At 70.2% G+C, this 17,277-nt stretch carries 8 protein-coding genes (1 of these 8 running past the window's edge); all 8 read left to right on the forward strand.

The genetic code is table 11. The annotated features are described in order from the left end of the window. Tightly spaced (each overlapping or abutting the next), the 8 genes in view from ACWEQQ_RS39190 to ACWEQQ_RS39225 form a layout consistent with a single transcriptional unit that may run on beyond the window. A complete protein-coding gene (locus ACWEQQ_RS39190; protein ID WP_452340307.1) occupies positions 1 to 279 on the forward strand; it encodes an acyl carrier protein in 279 nt (92 codons plus the stop codon). Continuing rightward, a complete protein-coding gene (locus ACWEQQ_RS39195; RefSeq protein WP_452351739.1) occupies positions 276 to 1,373 on the forward strand; it encodes an acyl-CoA dehydrogenase family protein in 1,098 nt (365 codons plus the stop codon). Before ACWEQQ_RS39190 ends, ACWEQQ_RS39195 begins: the two co-directional genes overlap by 4 nt. Next, the gene (locus ACWEQQ_RS39200; protein ID WP_452351740.1) at positions 1,370 to 2,350 is read left to right on the forward strand and encodes a 3-oxoacyl-ACP synthase; all 981 of its coding nucleotides are present in this window, start codon (positions 1,370 to 1,372) and stop codon (positions 2,348 to 2,350) included. The genes ACWEQQ_RS39195 and ACWEQQ_RS39200 overlap by 4 nt, the downstream gene beginning before the upstream one ends. Continuing rightward, complete coding sequence (locus ACWEQQ_RS39205) at positions 2,350 to 3,375, forward strand: HAD-IIIC family phosphatase (RefSeq protein WP_452351741.1); 1,026 nt, start codon at positions 2,350 to 2,352, stop codon at positions 3,373 to 3,375. The genes ACWEQQ_RS39200 and ACWEQQ_RS39205 overlap by 1 nt, the downstream gene beginning before the upstream one ends. After that, complete coding sequence (locus ACWEQQ_RS39210; protein ID WP_452351742.1) at positions 3,372 to 5,204, forward strand: non-ribosomal peptide synthetase; 1,833 nt, start codon at positions 3,372 to 3,374, stop codon at positions 5,202 to 5,204. Before ACWEQQ_RS39205 ends, ACWEQQ_RS39210 begins: the two co-directional genes overlap by 4 nt. Then, positions 5,201 to 9,601 carry a condensation domain-containing protein gene (locus ACWEQQ_RS39215; protein WP_452351743.1) on the forward strand — a complete coding sequence of 1,467 codons (4,401 nt, stop codon included), beginning with the start codon at positions 5,201 to 5,203 and terminating at the stop codon, positions 9,599 to 9,601. Before ACWEQQ_RS39210 ends, ACWEQQ_RS39215 begins: the two co-directional genes overlap by 4 nt. Beyond that, on the forward strand, positions 9,598 to 10,443 hold the full coding sequence (locus ACWEQQ_RS39220) for a 3-hydroxyacyl-CoA dehydrogenase family protein (protein ID WP_452351744.1): 846 nt from the start codon (positions 9,598 to 9,600) through the stop codon (positions 10,441 to 10,443). Before ACWEQQ_RS39215 ends, ACWEQQ_RS39220 begins: the two co-directional genes overlap by 4 nt. Further along, positions 10,430 to 17,277 carry the 5' portion of an amino acid adenylation domain-containing protein gene (locus ACWEQQ_RS39225; protein WP_452351745.1) on the forward strand. 3,595 nt of this gene lie beyond the right edge of the window, so the window shows 6,848 of its 10,443 coding nt (coding positions 1–6,848); the start codon lies at positions 10,430 to 10,432; the stop codon falls past the right edge of the window. The genes ACWEQQ_RS39220 and ACWEQQ_RS39225 overlap by 14 nt, the downstream gene beginning before the upstream one ends.

Consider the following 17,277-nt stretch of genomic DNA (forward strand, 5'->3'; position numbering starts at 1 on the left):
GTGGAGGATCTGGCGCGGGGCGTGCGGCATCGGGCGGAGCTGACGCAGGAGTTGCTGGCCTACTTCGGGTCGATGGCCGAGATCGAATTGGCGCCGGAGGACGACATTTTCGCGCTCGGACTGGTGAATTCACTGCGGGCGCTGGAGATTGTCGTGCACGTGGAGAACACCTACGGGATCTCGGTCGATGTCGATGATCTCGAGCTCGACAACTTTCGGAGTGCCGCGCGTGCGGCGGCCTTCGTTGTCCGAAAGCAGGGCGGGGACAGCCACTCGTGATCGACGTGGACGACCTCGTGCAGGCTGCGGCCCGCGATGCGGCACGGTGGGATCGGGACGGTCTGCCCGACGAGATGATCGAGCTTGCGGCTCGGAATGGGCTGCTGGGAGCGGATCGGCCCGCGTGCTTCGGTGGTGCGGAGCTCGATGCGCGGGAGCTCGGGCGATTGGCCGCGACGCTCGGGCACGCGTGCACCAGCCTGCGTTCGCTGGTGACCGTGCACGGCATGGTGGCCGCGGCGGTGGATCGGTGGGGTACGGCCGCGCAGCGCGAGGCGTGGCTGCGCCGGCTCATCGCCGGTGAGGTCATCGCCGCGCTGGCGGCGACCGAAGCCGGTGCCGGAACCGAGTTGTCCGCTGTCACTACCGCTTTCGAGCCCGAGGGCACGGATATCCTGGTGTCCGGTACCAAGCTGTGGGTGACCTTCGGTCAGCGTGCGGACGTCTACCTCGTGCTCGGTCGAGCGCCGGGTGGACTGTGCGCCGCACTGGTGGATCGGGACCGGCCCGGGGTCGGTGTGGAACCTGCCGAGAGCGGTCTCGGGTTGCGCGGCGCCCGGCTGGCGACCGTCCGGTTCGACCGCGTGCGCATACCCGCCACCCAGCTGATCGCACCACCGGGGTTCGGTCTGTCCCATGTCCTCGGCACCGCATTGGATCACGGCCGCTACACCGTCGCCTGGGGTGGTGTCGGGCTGGCCCGCGCCTGCCTCGGCGATGCGGCCGCCCATGCGGCCACCCGCGTGCAGGGCGGCACCGCGCTGGCCGAACATCAGCTGATCCGCGCCACGCTCGGCCGCTGCTGGGCGGATGTGGAAGGCGCGCAAGCCCTCTGCGAACGCGCGGCCGATGCGCGGATCACGGGATCGCCCCAGGCGCTGATCTTCACGATTGCCGCCAAATACGCCGCCGCCGGTGTCGCGGCGGCGGTCAGCGAACGGGCCGTGCAGGTACTCGGCGCGGCGGGCTGCGCACCGGACAGCCGGATCGGGCGCTTCTATCGCGACGCCAAAGTCATGCAGATCATCGAGGGAGCACAGGAGGTCGCCGAGGTGGCCATGGGCGAGCACGTCATGCGGGGTGCGCGATCATGAACGAACGCGTGCTGCTGGGTCCGGTCGCGACCTGGTTCCCGGACCGGATCGCCGCGGTCGCCACGCTCGCGGAGTTGGCCGATCTGCCCCCGAACCGCCGGGAACACGCCCTGGCCCTGGGCATCGACACGGTGCGCGCCGCTGACGACATGACCGAGGTCGATCTTGCCGCCGAGGCGGCACGCGCGGCGCTGGACGAGGCCGGTCTCGCGGCCGCCGAGCTGGACGCGCTGATTCTGGTCACCGGCCGCGCGCCGCAGTACCTGCTCGCCTCGGAAGCGACCCGGCTGCAACACCGCCTCGGCGCGGCCCGCGCCTTCACCACGGCGGCCGGGGACCTCGGCTGCGTATCCGTCTCCGCCGCACTGACTCTCGCCGCCAGCCTGGTTCGCGCCGATGCCCACTGCCGCAATGTCCTGGTGGTCACCGCCGCCAGGACGCCCACCCGGAATCGCTACCGCGCCCCCATGACGCTGCTCGGTGACGGTGCGGCCGCACTGCTGGTCACCACCTCCGGCCCCGGCCGCTGGGAGTTCGTCGACCAGATCGTGCGCAGCGAAGGCAAATACGCGGACCTGTTCCGCATCGACTACCGCGATATCGACTCCGGCGAGTGGGCCGAGGTATGCGCGGACGAGTCCACCTACTCGTTCCGGCTCGCGGTCGAGAGCAAGAAGCGATTCGACGCCATTATTCCGGAACTGCTGCGGCGCAATGGCATTCGAGACGACGAGGTGGGACCGATCCTCATGCAGAACCTGTCGGCCGGCGCCTTCGCCTTCTGGGAGGAGGCCCTGGATCGCCCGGTCGACAAGGTCTGCCGGACCAATCTCGCGGCCTACGGCCACCTGGGCTCGATGGACATGATGATCAATCTGGAGGCTGCCGCGGCCACCCGTGCACCCGGTGCATACGCGCTGCTGTTGAACAGCAGCCCGGTCGCCGCGTGGAGCGCCGGCCTGCTACGGAGGGTGTAATGGCGGCGACAGTGAAATGCCTGGTCTGGGATCTCGACGATACGGTGTGGCCCGGCGTTGTACTGGAGTCGGACGGCGGCACACCGAAACCGGAAGCGCTGCATGCAATCCGGACACTGGATGAACGCGGCATCCTGCATGCCGTCGCAAGCCGTGGCGAACCAGATGCGGCCACAGCGCATTTGCGCAAGCACGGTATCGAGGACATGTTCTCGGCCGTCGAGATCAGCTGGGGACCCAAGTCGGAGGCCATTCGCCGGATCGCCGAATCCCTCAATATCGGCCGGGACACGATCGCCTTCGTCGACAACGATCCGTTCGAGCTGGCCGAGGTGGCCGCTGCCTTCCCGGAGGTCCGATGCTATCCGGCCGACCGGATCGCCGAACTCCCGGACCTTCCCGAATTCATCGTGGCCACAACGTCATCCGAGGCACGGCAGCGCCGGTTGCTGTATCGCGCGGAACGGGAGCGCACGACATCCGAAGCCGAATTCAGCGGCTCGGACGCGGATTTCCTGGCCTCGCTGGATCTGGTCATGACCGTCGGCGAGGCGACCGAGGCGGATCTGGTTCGCGCCCACGAGCTGACCGAACGCACCCACCAGCTCAACACCACCGGCGTCACCTTCGGCATGGACGAGCTGCGGGCATTGTGCGCGTCCCCGCGTCACGAGGTGCTCGTCGCTGCCCTGACCGACCGTTTCGGCGGCTACGGCACGATCGGGCTGGCGGTGACCGAACGGCGCGGCCCCGATGCGGTTCTGCTCCTGCTGCTCATGTCCTGTCGGGTCATGTCGCGCGGCGTCGGCACGACTCTCATCGCCGAGGTGGTGCGCCGTGCCCGCGCGGCCGGTTTGCGGCCTGCGGCGGAATTCGTTGCCACGCCACGGAATCGGGTCATGCTCGTGACTTTGCGCTTCGCCGGGTTCGAAGTGGCCGAGAAGGACGGCGATCGCATTCTGCTCGTGTGCACCGTGCCCGCCGAAAACATCGGCGGCACCGGCCATGTCGAGGTGGTTCGATGAGCGTGGATCTGCTCGGCGGCCTGATGTGCCAGTTCGAGCGGGTGCCCGATCGTCTCGCGGTCGTGGTCGGGGATCGGTCGCTCACCTACCGCGAACTGGACACCGCGACAATGGCTCTCGCACGCCGCCTGCTCGTGGCCGGGGCGCGGCCCGGGCAGACGGTCGTCGTCTACCAGCGGCAGACCCTGGACACCGTGATCGGCATGATCGCGGCCCTGCGCGCCGCCGCGGCCTGGTGTGTCATCGAACCCGGCCACGGCGGCGAGTCGTCGCTCGGTGCGGCGCTGGCGGCGCTGGACTGTGCCGCGGTGATCATCGACGGCCGGGATCCGCTCACTCCGGGCGATACGGCGGCGGCGCTGGCGGACGCGACGAATGGTCCAGCGGTGATCGACATCGCGGCGCGGGTGGATCCACCCGGGATCCCGCTGCCCGGCCCGCCGCCGCGGCTCGCCCCGGCCTACGCCATCACCACCTCCGGCTCCACCGGTGTTCCGAAGGCGGTGGTCGTCTCCCGCGCCAACCTCGCCACCCAGATCGGGTCCCGGAACAATGCGCACACCGATGGTGCGCTGGTCACCTTCTCGGCCCTGCGGCTGATCTGGGACGGTTCCCTGCTGGGTGTGGTCTGGCCGCTCGCGGTCGGCGGCACCAGTGTGTTCCCCGATTACCGGATGGTGCGAGATGTCGACGCCGTCGCCGAACTCGCTCGCAGCCGACGTGTTTCGCACTTCATCGCGACGCCGTCGTTCTATCGGCTGGCGCTGCCACGGCTGGCCGAGCTACGGCCGACGCTGCGAACGGTGATCCTGGCCGGGGAGGCGGTCCCGCCGCGCCTGGTGGACGAGCACCGCGAAGTCCTGCCCGCCGTGGCGCTGCACAACGAATACGGCCCCACCGAGGCGACGATCACCTGTATCGGCCCGTACGTCGCGGACACGCCGCGGCAGGTCGTCCCGATGGGCAAGCCGGCCGCGGGCACGACGGCTCACCTGCTGGACGACAAGCTGCGCCCCGTGCGCCGCGGCACTCGCGGCGACCTGTACCTCGGCGGCGGGCAGATCGCCGACGGTTATGCGGCCCGTCCCGGACTGACCGCGTCTCGATTCGTGGCCGACCCCTTCGCCACCGAACCGGGTGCTCGCATGTACTTCACCGGCGACCTCGCCCTCACGGACGAGAACGGCGACATCGAATTCCACGGCCGGGTCGACACTCAGGTGAAGGTCCGTGGCGTGCGGATCGAACGCGGCGCGGTGGAGGCGGTGCTGGAAGACCATCCCGCCGTGCGTGAAGCGGTCGTGCTGCCCGTCGCCGATGTCGACGACTCGGTATATCTGGCCGCCTTCTGGGTGCCGCTGGACACCACGGCGACCCCGCCCGCATCGAGCACGCTGGCCGGATTCTGCGCCGAACACCTCGTGCCGGAAGCGGTTCCGGCACGGTTCGTGACCGTCGATGCCCTGCCCATCACGCCGGGCAGCAGCAAGCTCGACGAGGCGGTGTTGCGCGCGCTGCTGACCGGTTCCACGGTCCGGCCGGCGGTGTCGCGGGACGACTGGACCGAGACCGAGCGTGCCCTCGGCGAGATCTGGTCGGAGGTGCTGCTGCACGACGAATTCGATCGCGCGGACCGCTTTCTCGACGTGGGCGGCAACTCCCATCGCGTGGTCGCGCTGCACATGCGCCTGCAGGCGCGCTGGCCGGGCGCCATCTCGGTGGGCCTGCTGTTCGATCTGGACACCGTGGCCGCGCAGGCGGCCGCACTGCCCGCCGACCTGTTACAGCCCGCCGCACCGGCGGACGTTCCCCTGGCATTCGAAGTGTGAAGGACATCGTGACCGCACCCGCACCACGCGACGGCGACATCGCCGTCATCGGCATCGGCGCGCGCTTCCCGGACGCGGCGAACCTCGACGAGTTCCGCGAGAACCTCGCCGCCGGCAGGGATTCGATCGGCCCCATGCCGGAGTCTCGCGCCTCGGCGACCGCCCTGGACCGCCGCGTCCGGTATCTGCCCATGGGGCACCTCGTCGATATCCACACCTTCGACTACGCGTTCTTCGGCCTCTCCAAACGTGAAGCGGCCCTGATGGATCCGCAGCAGCGGATCGCCCTGGAGCTGGCGCACCGCGCCATCGAGGATGCCGGCTACGCACCCGCCACCCTGCGCGCGGCCCCCACCGCGGTGGTGTTCAGCGCGCCCATGCCCAGCTATCACGCCATGGCCGTCGACCCGGGCCCCCTTGCCATGCTGGGCAATCTGCCCTTCGGCGTCCCCGCCCGCATCGCACACCTGCTCGGCTTCGACGGCCCCTGCTACGCCGTCGACAGCGGCTGCAACGCCTCCCTCATCGCCGTCCACCACGCCTGCCGCGAATTGCGCAGCGGCGACGCCGACTACGCACTGGCCGGCGGAGTCAGCGTCCGCGCGCACGGCGCTCCGGCCTGGGCTTTGCAGACCATGACCGAGATCGCTTCACCGAGCAGCCGGGTCCGAGCCTTCGACGCCGACGCCGACGGCACTGTCCCCGGCGAAGGCGGTGCGGCGCTACTGCTGACCACGCTCGAGCGTGCCCACGCCGACCGTGCTCCGGTCTACGCGGTCATCCGGGGCAGCGCCGTCCTGCACAACGGCCATGCCGCCGCAACCATCAGCACCCCCAGCGCTGCCGCACAGGCCCGGGTCATCGCGCGCGCCTGGCGCCAGGCCGGTGCCGATCCCCGTGATGCCGGATACCTCGAAGCCCACGGCTCCGCCACCCGGCTGGGCGACGCCGTCGAACTGGAGGGCCTGCGCACCGCGTTCGCCGAGCGCGCCACCGTCCTCCCGATCGGATCGGTGAAGACCAATATCGGCCACCTCGATCACGCCGCCGGTGTGGCCGGCCTGGTGAAGGCCGTCCTGTCGGTCGCCGACGGACAACTCTTCCCCTCTCTCCATTTCCACCGTCCCACCGGCGATCTCGACTTGGCCGCGGCCGGCCTCGAGGTGGTCACGCAACCGAGACCGTGGCGGTGCGACGGCCCGCGCCTGGCCGGTGTCAGCTCCTACAGCCTCGGCGGCGCCAACGCCCACTGCGTCGTGCAGCAGGCCCCCGATGCGGTACCGCAGCCGGAAGCCGAACCGGCCGAGGCGAGTCGCGAGCCGGTGTCCCGGCTGATCGGGGTTTCGGCGCGGACGGCGACTGCGCTCGCGGACCTGTGCGGCTCGCTGGCGGGGCGTATGCGGGACGATTCGATCGATCTCGCGGATGTGGCGTTCACGCTCGGCCGGGGCCGTGCGCACTTCGGCCATCGAATCGCGGTATGTGCGAGCAGCACAACGGAATTGGCCGATCTGCTCGAAACACGCGGCGCTGCCCTCGATTCGGACGGTGTGCAGCCGGTCGCGCCGCGAGTGGCGCTGTTGCTCTCGCCGGGTGCTCGGCCGACCGGGCAAGGTGGCGCCGCACTGCCGGAACAGTTGCCCGCGAACGGGGAGACGGCCGCGGTGCTCGCGGCACAGCTCGCGGTGCACGATCGATTGCGGGCCTGTGGGATTCAGTTCGCGGCCGTGCTCAGTGGGGGCGCGTCGAAGTTCGCGGCACGCTATCTGCTCGGGTCGTGGGAGCCTGTCGACCCCGGCGAAGTGGCTGTTGCCGCGGAGACGCCCGCGGTGGACCGGGCGCGTCTGCTCGCGGCGGCGGAACTGCTCTTGCGAGATGGGCCGGTCGTCTTCGTCGATCCCAGCCGGGACGGCATGCTCGGGCGGTACCTCACCGAGGACCTCGCGGGTCGTGCGGATGCCGAGATCCTGTTCGGCTCCGCCGATTCCGCGGGGGCGCTCGGCATCCTGGGGCGGCTCTACGAGCGTGGAGTGGATCTCGACTGGGCGCGGGTGCAGGACGGGACCGGTCGCAGGATGCGGTTGCCCGGGCACCCGCTGCACGGCACCCGGTGCTGGGTCGAACCGCCCACTGCGGCACAGCATGCCGAGATCGCGTCCGAGCCCGTCGAAGCTGTCGCCGCGCCCGAGCCTCCGGTGGCCGCCGTGCCGTCGGATGCGGCGGAGTGGTTGCGCGCAGTGCTGCGCGAACTGCTGCACGCGGAGACCGAAATCGGGCTGGATGACGACTATTTCGATGTCGGCGGCAATTCGATCATTGCCGTGCAGTTGGTCGAGCGGGCGGAGGAGGCATTCGGGTTCCGGCCGAAACTGCTCGATGTGTACGAGCGACCCAAGGTGGCCGAGTTCGCGGACCTGCTGCGGGAAGGGGCGCGCCCGGCGCCCGAGGTGATGCCGGGAGCCCGCGGGCTGCCGGCCATTACCCGCACCGACGAGCTGGTCATGTCGCCCGGGCAGGAACGGATGTGGTTCCACCATCAGCTCGTTCCGGACACCACGCTCTACAACTATCCGGTGGTCAACGTGCTGCGCGGGCCGATCGACGTCGACGCGGTCAAGGGAACATTCGAGGATTTCGCGGAGCGACACGAACCGCTGCGCTACAACCTCGTCGAGGTCGACGGTGTGCCGGCGGTGCGAGTGCGGCCCGCTCTCGGCGAGTTCTTCAGGGTCATCGATGTGTCCGGTGCAGGCGATCCGGTCGCCCGGGCACGCGAGCTGCTCCGGGAGGCCGCGGCCCGGCCGTTCGATCTGGGCCGCGACCCCATGGTGCGGGTGCTGGTGGTCGAGCTCGCTCCGGATATGCATGTGCTGCAGGTGGTGTGCCATCACTGCGTCACCGACGGTCAGACGCCGGGGATTCTCGCGCGCGAGATTCCGGTGCTCTATGCCGCCCGGCGGGAGGGGCGCCCGGCCGAGCTGGAACCGCTGCCGATCCGCTACCGCGACTACGCGCGCTGGCACCGGGAGCTGCTCGACTCCGGCGCGCTCGTGCACGAGCTCGAATACTGGACGCATATGCTGCGTGGCGCGCCGAAACTGCGGCTGCCCACCGACTTCCCGCGACCGGCGCGCAAGACGTTCGCCGGTGAGCTGGAGCCGTTCACGGTGCCGGCGACGCTGCTCGCCGCGGCCCGCACGGTCGCGAAGCGGGAGTCGGTGTCGCTGTTCGTGGTGCTGCTGTCCGCCTTCTATCTGCTGCTCGCCCGGCGCAGTGGTCAGCGCGACCTCGTCGTCGGCACGCCGACCACCGGCCGCACCCGCCGCGAGCTGGAAGGGCTGATCGGCTTCTTCAACAGCACCGTCGCGCTGCGCGCCAACCTCTCCGGTCCCGCGACGCTGGGCGATCTGCTCGAACGAGTGCGTGGAATCGTGCTGGGCGCGTTGGAGAATCAGGAGATCCCATTCGAGCGGGTGGTCAATGCCCTCGACGATCAGCGCGACATGTCCCGCACCCCGATCTTCGATGTGCTCTACGTCCACCAGGACCTCACCGGCGCCGGCTCGGCCAACCCGCTCGGCGGCGGGGCGACGGAGTTCTTCGACTCGGAGCACACCATCCACAATGCCTTCGGCGGATTGCCGCCCGGCACGGCCAAATTCGACCTCAGCCTGATCACCTACGATCGCAGCGACGACCTCGACATGCTGGCCTGCTTCGAGTACAGCACCGAGCTGTTCACCCAGCGCACCGCCGCGGGGTTGGCCGCGGCCTACCTCGAGATCCTCACCGAGGTCGTGGAGTCGGCTCCGGCTCGGTCGATCGAGGAACTGCTCGTCACCGTGCCATCGCCTGCCGGCGTGGATGCGGCGGAACAGGCTGTGGCACTGGATATTCCGACAGATCGCCCGCGCGGAACCGGCTCGGCCCGATACACGCCGGGGACGGTGCGCGAGCGGCTCGATGCCGTGCCGGGCGATGCGGACCTGCTCGCCGCCTGGGCGGCACTGCTGAGCTGGTACTCCGGCTCCGATGACGTAGTGGTCGGCTCGGCTACCGGCACCGCCCGAATGGACTTCGCCGACGAACCCACCGGGGCCGAACTGCTCGAACGAACCGTCGCGGAGTTGGCCGCGTCGGCCCAGGGTGACAGCCGGGCCGGGGCCATCTGGTTCGGCGACACCCCGCCGGACACTGCGGAACTGGCGCTCGACCGGGATCCCGGTGACCGTGCGGTCCTGAAACTGGCTTACGCCACAGAACTTTTCGACGAATCGACCGCGCAGCAGATGCTCTCGGATCTGACCCGGCTGCTGCACGGCCTGCTGGCGGCACCGAATGATCCGGTGCCGGATATCGCGGTGCGCTGCATCACGGAAACGGAGGTGACCCGATGACCGGAGTCGTGGCAGTGATCGGCGCGGGCACCATGGGCGCCGGCATCGCACAGTGCCTCGCGCAGGCGGGACGCGATGTCATTGTGGTCGAACCCGATCCGGCCGCCGTGGAGCGGGCGCGCCGCGGCCTGAACGAAGCGGTGCGCCTGGCGCTGCTGCTGGGCCGCGGTGATCGGCGGACGGCGCTCGAGACTGCTCGCCGGGTGTGCTGGACCGACCGCCTCGATGACCTCGACGCGGTCGAGTTCGTCATCGAGTGCGCGGTCGAGCGGATCGAATTGAAAGAGAAGCTCTTCGCCGAACTGGACCGTATCTGCCCGGCCGACGCCGTGCTCGCCTCCGCGACGTCGGCCATCCCCATCGCCCGGCTGGCCGCCGCGACCGGTCGCCCCGATCGCGTGCTCGGCCTGCACTTCATGAACCCGGCCCCGCTGACCGATGCGGTGGAAGTCGTTCGCGGGGCACAGACCTCGGCCGGCACCATGGCGCGCGCCACCGAACTGCTCACCGCGCTCGGCAAGCAAGCCCTCGTCGTCGGCGACCGCCCCGGGTTCGTCATCAACCGCCTCCTCATGCTGAGCATCGCGCAGGCCGCCGCCACCCTCGACACCGGTACCGACGCCGCGACGGTGGACGCCCTCTTCGAACGCTGCCTCGGCCACCGCATGGGTCCGCTGCGTACCGCCGACCTGATCGGCCTGGACAACGTCGCCGACACCATCGAGGTGCTGCGGCACGAGACCGGCGAGGACCACTACCGCATTCCGCCCGCGCTCGCGACGCTCGTCGCCGCAGGACATTTCGGCCGCAAGACCGGACAAGGATTCCATGACTATCGTTGAGACCACCCGCATCGCGACGGCCGGACCGCAGGTCCCCAGCGATACGCAACGCGCCGCCCTCGCGGCCGGTGATCGCTATGTCGACCTGTACATCGAACTGACCGGCTCGGTGGACGCGGACGCCCTGCGCCGGGCCATCGACGCCGTCATGACGGAATGCCCGTTGGTGCACAGTGTGTTCCGCGATGACGCAGGCGCGATCCAGGTGTCCCGGAACCCGCCCGCCCCGACTGCCGTGCTCAGCGCCGACGGGACGGATCCGGGAGATTTCGTCGCCGAGTGGATCGCGCACGAACGTGCGCGCCCGATGGATATCGCACACGGGCCGCTGTACCGGCAGGCCGTCTTCCGATTCCCCGATGGCCGACTCGGCTGGTACCAGCGCTATCACCGCCTGGTCAACGACCACCCGGGAGCGCTCGCGATCCTCGCGCGAGTGCGCGACCTCCTGGCCGGTGCGACCACCACTCCCGGTACGAATCCGCCGTTCGGCGCGACAGCGGACCAGCTGGAAAACGAACGCCGATACCGCGAATCAGGCGCGTGGTCCGCCGACCGGGACTACTGGGAGCAAACCCTCGTCGATGCCGCCCGGCCCGAACCTGCCGCCGCGGGTATCGCGCCTCCCTCCGGTGGTACGCCGGACGGGGCGGTCTGGGCAGCGGTGGGGGCAGTGGCGGAGCTGACCCGGATCGCGCGTACGTGCGGCGGCGGTGCGCCTGCGGTGGTGCTGGCGGCGTTGGCCGTCTATGCGTCTCGCCTGGCGTCTGCGGGGGAGTGCGTGCTCGCACTCGATACCGGGGAAACGACGGTGCCGCTGCGGATTCCGGTCACCGCGCAGGCGGGGTTCCGCTCGATCGCCGAACAGGTGGGGCGGGAGCTGCGCAAGGCACGGCGGCACAGGTTCATCCCCGATATCGATGAGCCGTGGGTGGATTCGCCGGTGCACGGGCAGTGGCCGCTCACGGTACGCATGCTCGGCGGTGTGGCGGTCGACGGTGTCGGCACGGCATCGGTGACCGAGTGTTTCGGGGGCGGCGACGAGTTCACCGTGTGCGTCGACGATCGGGCGGCCGGTGGCTGGCGGATCGCCGTTCCCGGAGCGCATCGTTCGCACCGGGACCGGCTGGTTCGGCTGCTGGAGCAGTTGGTCCGCACGCCGCATACGCCCATTGCCCGGATCGACATCGCCGCACCGGGGGAGATCGAGCATCTCATCGGCAGTCCCCCTGCCGACGTGGTCACGGCGTCCACGACACTCGCGGCTCTGTTCGCCGAGCAGGCGGCCCGCTCGCCGGAGGCGTCGGCGATCGTCGGACGCGATCCCGGCATGACCTACGCGGACCTGCACGGTGACTCGAATCGGCTGGCGCGCAGGCTGATTACCCTCGGCGTCGGGCCGGAACGAGTGGTGGCGCTCGCTTTCGGGCCATCGGCCGAACAGATCCTCGCGGTGCACGCGGTGCTGGCAACCGGCGCCGCATACCTGCCGCTGGACCCGGAGCATCCGCGTTCGCGTCATGCTCAGGTGCTCGACATCGCACAGCCGGTGTGTGTCCTCACCACGCGGCGGGACGGGTTCGACGCTCCCGATGGCGTCCGGGTGATCCACATCGACGAACTCGACCTGGCCGCCGACTCGGGCGCCACGGTCACCGACGACGATCGCGTCGCCCCGCTGCGTCCGGAAAACCTGGCGTACGTGTTGTTCACGTCCGGCTCCACCGGGCAGCCGAAGGGCGTGGGCGTCACCCACGCGGCGGTGTGCGCTCATCTCACCTGGATGCAGCACCTGCACCGCCTCGACGACACCGACACGGTCGTGCGCAAGACCGCCCTGACATTCGATGTCTCGGCCTGGGAGGTGTTGTGGCCGTTCACCGTCGGTGCTCGGGTCGTGGTCGCCGGGGCGGGTGCGCACGGCGATCCGAGCGAGCTGGCGCGAGCGATCTTCGACCACGATGTCACCACGGTGCAGTTCACGCCGTCCACGCTCGCGGCGCACCGGCAGGCGGTGGCCGCGCCGATGGCGCCGAGTGTGCGTCGCATACTGCTCGCCGGTGAGGCGCTCACGCCCGCACTCGCCGCAGCTCTGCCGACTGTCGCTCCGGGCGCCCGCTACGACAATCTCTACGGTCCGACCGAGGCGACAGTCGCCGTCACCCGGCACGCGATCGGTGAGAGCGGCATTGCCGCAGTGCCCATCGGTGCACCCGCGTGGCGGGTCCGTGCCCACGTGCTGGACGCCTTTCTGCGGCCCGTTCCGGCGGGCGTGCCGGGCGAGCTCTACCTCGGTGGCGCGACGCTCGCGCGCGGCTACGTGCGCCGGGCGGGGCACACCGCCGCACGTTTCGTCGCCGACCCGTTCGGTGATTGCGGGCAGCGGCTCTACCGCACCGGTGACATCGTGCGGTCCACCGGTCACGGCGAGCTGGAGTACCTCGGCCGCAGTGACTTCCAGGTGAAGCTGCGCGGTGTGCGCATCGAACTCGGCGAGCTCGAATCGGTGCTCGCCGCACAGGAATCCGTGGCCCAGGCGGTTGCCATCGTTCAGGACGCCGACCCTGCCGGTGGGGCCGGTGGTCGCCTGATCGCCTATGTCACCCCGGCCGCCGGGCACAGCATCGATCCGCACGCTCTGGACCAGCGGTTGCGTGCCGTACTGCCCAGGCACCTGGTGCCCGCCGTGATCATCGGTCTACCCGCACTGCCGGTGAACCGTTCCGGCAAGGTGGATCGAAAGGCCCTGCCCGCACCCGATGTCGAGACGGTGGCCTTCCGGGCCCCGCGCACCGACACCGAAACCGCGCTCGCCGCCGCCTATGCCGAGGTGCTCGGCCGGGACGGCATCGGTGTGGACGAATCCTTCTTCGCGCTCGGCGGCGACAGCATCATGTCGATCCTGCTGGTGTCGCGGGCACGGTCGCGCGGTATCGCGGTGACCGCGCAACAGGTCTACGAGCACCGCACCGTCGCCCGCCTGGCGGCCATTGCCGAAACCGCGGGCGGAGAGGAGATTCCGCCGCTCGCCGAACTTCCGGGCGGCGGCGTCGGCGAATTACCGCTCAACCCGGTGCTCCGGTTCCTGGTCGAGCGCGGTGGCACCTTCGACCGTTTCTGCCAGTCCATGACACTGGACCTGCCGGCCGGAATCGACCGCGGTGCACTGGTTTCCACCCTCTCCGCCGTCGTCGATCACCACGACATGCTGCGCTCGCGGCTCTACCGCGACGGCTCGGGGGACTGGCATGCGCGGGTCACGCCGCCGGGCAGCGTCGATGTGGACTCCCTCGTCCACCAGGTTGCCTACGACGCCGGCCTCACCGGTGATGAACTCGGGGCACTCGCCGAATTCGAACTGAACGCGGCCATCGACCGGATCGACCCGTCCGTCGGCGCGGTACTGCGGTTCGTCTGGCTGACCCCGGATTCGGGCACCGCTCCCGGAATGCTCGTCATCGCCGCGCACCACATCGCCGTCGACGGCGTCTCCTGGCGAATCCTGTTGCCCGACTTCATTGCCGCATGGGCGGCGGTCGCGGCGGGGAACACCCCGCGGCTGCCGGCGGTCGGAACATCCATGCGCCGATGGGCGCACGCCCTCGTCGACGCCGCGCACACCGAGGCGCTCACCGCGGAGCTGCCGCTCTGGCGCGAGATCGTCGAGGGCCCGGCGCCGTCCTTCGGCGAGCGGCCCTTCGATCCACACCGCGATATGGCAGCCGACGTCGCGCACACCTTTGTCGAACTCGACGAACGTGATACCGCCGCCATCCTCACCGCCATTCCCGAGCGCTACCGGGCCCGCGTCGCGGACGCGCTGCTGACCGCGCTCGCGCTGGCGGTGACGCGCTGGCGGTCGCGGCGCGGCGAGGACGAGCGGTCGGTGCTGCTGCGCCTGGAAGGCCATGGCCGCGAACAGGATGCGGTGCCCGGGACGGAACTGTCGCGCACCGTCGGCTGGTTCACCTCCATCGTCCCGGCGCGGCTGGACCTGACCGGAGTGGATCTCGACGACGCCTTCGGCGGCGGCCCGGCCCTGGGAGCCGCGATCAAGGCCGTCAAGGAACAGCTGCGGGCAGCGCCGCACAATGGCTTCGGCTACGGCCTGCTCAGATACCTGAACGAGGACACCGCCGCCGCACTGCCGGTGGGCGAGCCGGGGGAGATCTCGTTCAACTACTTCGGGCACATCACCGGCCTCGACATTCCGGAGGAGCTGGCCGGAATCGGCTTCCTGCCCTCCACCGACTTCGGCATGCTGGCCATTCGTCCCGACGCCCGCCGGGGCGCGCTGGGTGCCGTGGAAGTGGATTCCATCGTCCTCGGCCAGCGCCTGGTGACCGGCTTCGGTTACGCGCGAGGCATATTCGGCGAGGCCGCGGGTGCGGAACTGGTCGAGCTGTGGCGTGCGGCGCTGGGCGCGCTCGCGCGCCACGCGCGCGATCCCCATACCGGCGGCGGGCACACCCCATCCGACTTCCCGCTCGTGACCGTCACACAGGGCGATATCGACACCTGGGAACAGCGGTACCCGACGCTGAGCGAGGTGTGGCCGGCTGCGCCGCTGCAATCCGGCATGATGTTCCACGCTCTGTTCGATCCGGACGCGGTCGACGTGTACACGGTGCAGCTGGTGCTGGGTCTGGAGGGCGCGGTCGACGCGGCGCGCCTGCGGTCGGCCGCGGCGGCCGTGCTGGAGCGACATGCCAACCTGCGCACCGCCTTCGAGGTGGATGCCGCCGGGACCCCCGTCCAGATCGTCACCGGCGATGTGGTCCTGCCCTGGCGCGAGGTCGATCTGTCCGCGGCGGGCGGCGATGACCAGGGCCTCCTCGACGCCGAACGCACGATGCCGTTCGACCTCACCGCGCCGCCGCTGCTGCGCTTCCTCCTGCTCCGCCTCGGCGACGGGCGGACCCGGTTCGCCGTGACCTGCCACCACCTGCTCCTCGACGGTTGGTCCATCCCCCTGCTGCTGCGCGAGATCATGGCCGGTTACGCCGGTCTCGCGCTCGAACCTCCGCATCCTTACCGCCGCTACGTGGAATGGCTTGCCCGGCAGGACAACTCGCTTTCGCGACAGGTATGGGCCAAGGCCCTGGCCGGGGTCACGGAGCCGACGCTGCTCGCGGATTCCGCCGCCGTGCACGCCCCCACCACCCTGCCCCGGGAGCGGGCGTTCGACCTGGACGAGGCGCAGACCCGGGCGCTGACCCGGCTGGCGACCGAGTTCGAGGTGACGATCAATACCGTCGTGCAGGCGGCCTGGGCGATCCTGCTGGCGCGCACCACCGATCGCGACGACGTCCTCTTCGGCACCACGGTCTCCGGCCGCCCCGCCGACCTCGCGGGCGTCGAGAACATCGTCGGATTGTTCATCAATACGATCCCGGTGCGCATTCGACTGACCCCGGGCGAGTCCGTGGGTGCGCTACTGCGTCGCGTACAGCGCGAGCAGTTCGAACTGACGGCCCACCACCACCTGGGCCTGCCGGATATCGGCGCGCAGACGCAGGTCGGTGAGCGGAACCTGTTCGACACGCTCCTGGTCGTCGAGTCCTACCCCGTCGACGAGGCGAAACTGCGGTCGGACGCCCTCACATTCGCCGGGCTGGCCATCGGCGGATTCGAGTCCAGGGAGGCGACGCACTACGCGCTGACACTGACTGTCCGGCAAACCGATCGGCTGCACCTGCTGGCCGGCTGGTGGCCCGAGCTGCTCGACGCGGAGACCGTGTCACGACTGGGCGAACGGCTGACCCGGGTACTGGCGGCGCTCGCCGCGAATCCGAATGCCCCTGTGGCGGAGATCGATCCGATCGGCGAGGCGGAACACAACCGGGTGCGGGGCTGGCAGCGCCCCGCCGCGCCGGTGCCGGACGTGACGCTCGTGGATCTGTTCCGTGCCCAGGCCGCGGTGCGCGCAGATGCCGTCGCGGTGCGCTGCGGCGACCGCGCGCTGACCTACCGCGACCTCGACGCGGCCTCCGATGACCTGGCCCGCGCGCTCGCAGCGCACGGCGTCGGCGTGGAATCGCTGGTCGCCGTGGGTGTTTCACGATCAGTGGAGCTCATCGTGGCGCTCCTGGGAGTTCTCAAATCGGGCGCGGGTTACGTTCCGCTCGATCTCGGCAATCCGCCGCAGCGGCTCGAATTCATCCTCGGCGAGACCAACCCGGTCTGCGTCGTGACCACGGCCGCCGACCGTGCGGCACTGCCCGCGAGCGACCGGCCGTATCTGGTGCTCGACGGTGCCGACCGCGGCCACGCCAACGGCGCCGAGTCCTCGATCGCGCCGGGCCCGGACAATATCGCCTACGTGCTGTACACCTCGGGTTCCACCGGGCGTCCCAAGGGCGTGAGCGTGACGCATCGCAATGTCGTCGCCATGCTCGCCGCGACGCGCGGTCTGCTCGATACCGGCCACACCGATGTGTGGACCATGTTCCACTCGCATGCCTTCGACTTCTCGGTGTGGGAGATGTGGGGTGCGCTCGCGAGTGGCGGCACGCTCGTCGTCGTGGACGCCGGGTTGACACGCTCGCCCGACGAGTTCGCCGAACTGGTTACCCGCGAAGGCATTACGGTGCTGAGCCAGACACCCTCGGCCTTCGGCGCGCTCCTCGGCACCGGACTGCGCCCCGCCGCCGTGCCCGCGCTACGGCATATCGTGCTCGGTGGCGAAGCGCTGGATCCGGGCAGTCTGCGGGCGTGGTACGACACGGATCGGGCGGGGACGGCCCGGATCTCGAACCTGTACGGCATCACCGAGGCGACCGTGCACGCCACCCACTTCGCGGTGGACCGTGCACACGCCGGGTCGGCGCAGAC

The sequence above is a fragment of the Nocardia sp. NPDC004123 genome, from assembly GCF_053603795.1.

Excerpts from the sequence above, each read along its gene's own strand:
- ACWEQQ_RS39200 (WP_452351740.1), top strand. The coding sequence starts at position 1,370 with ATGAACGAACGCGTGCTGCTGGGTCCGGTCGCGACCTGGTTCCCGGAC.
- ACWEQQ_RS39205 (WP_452351741.1), top strand. The coding sequence starts at position 2,350 with ATGGCGGCGACAGTGAAATGCCTGGTCTGGGATCTCGACGATACGGTG.
- ACWEQQ_RS39210 (WP_452351742.1), top strand. The coding sequence starts at position 3,372 with ATGAGCGTGGATCTGCTCGGCGGCCTGATGTGCCAGTTCGAGCGGGTG.
- ACWEQQ_RS39220 (WP_452351744.1), top strand. The coding sequence starts at position 9,598 with ATGACCGGAGTCGTGGCAGTGATCGGCGCGGGCACCATGGGCGCCGGC.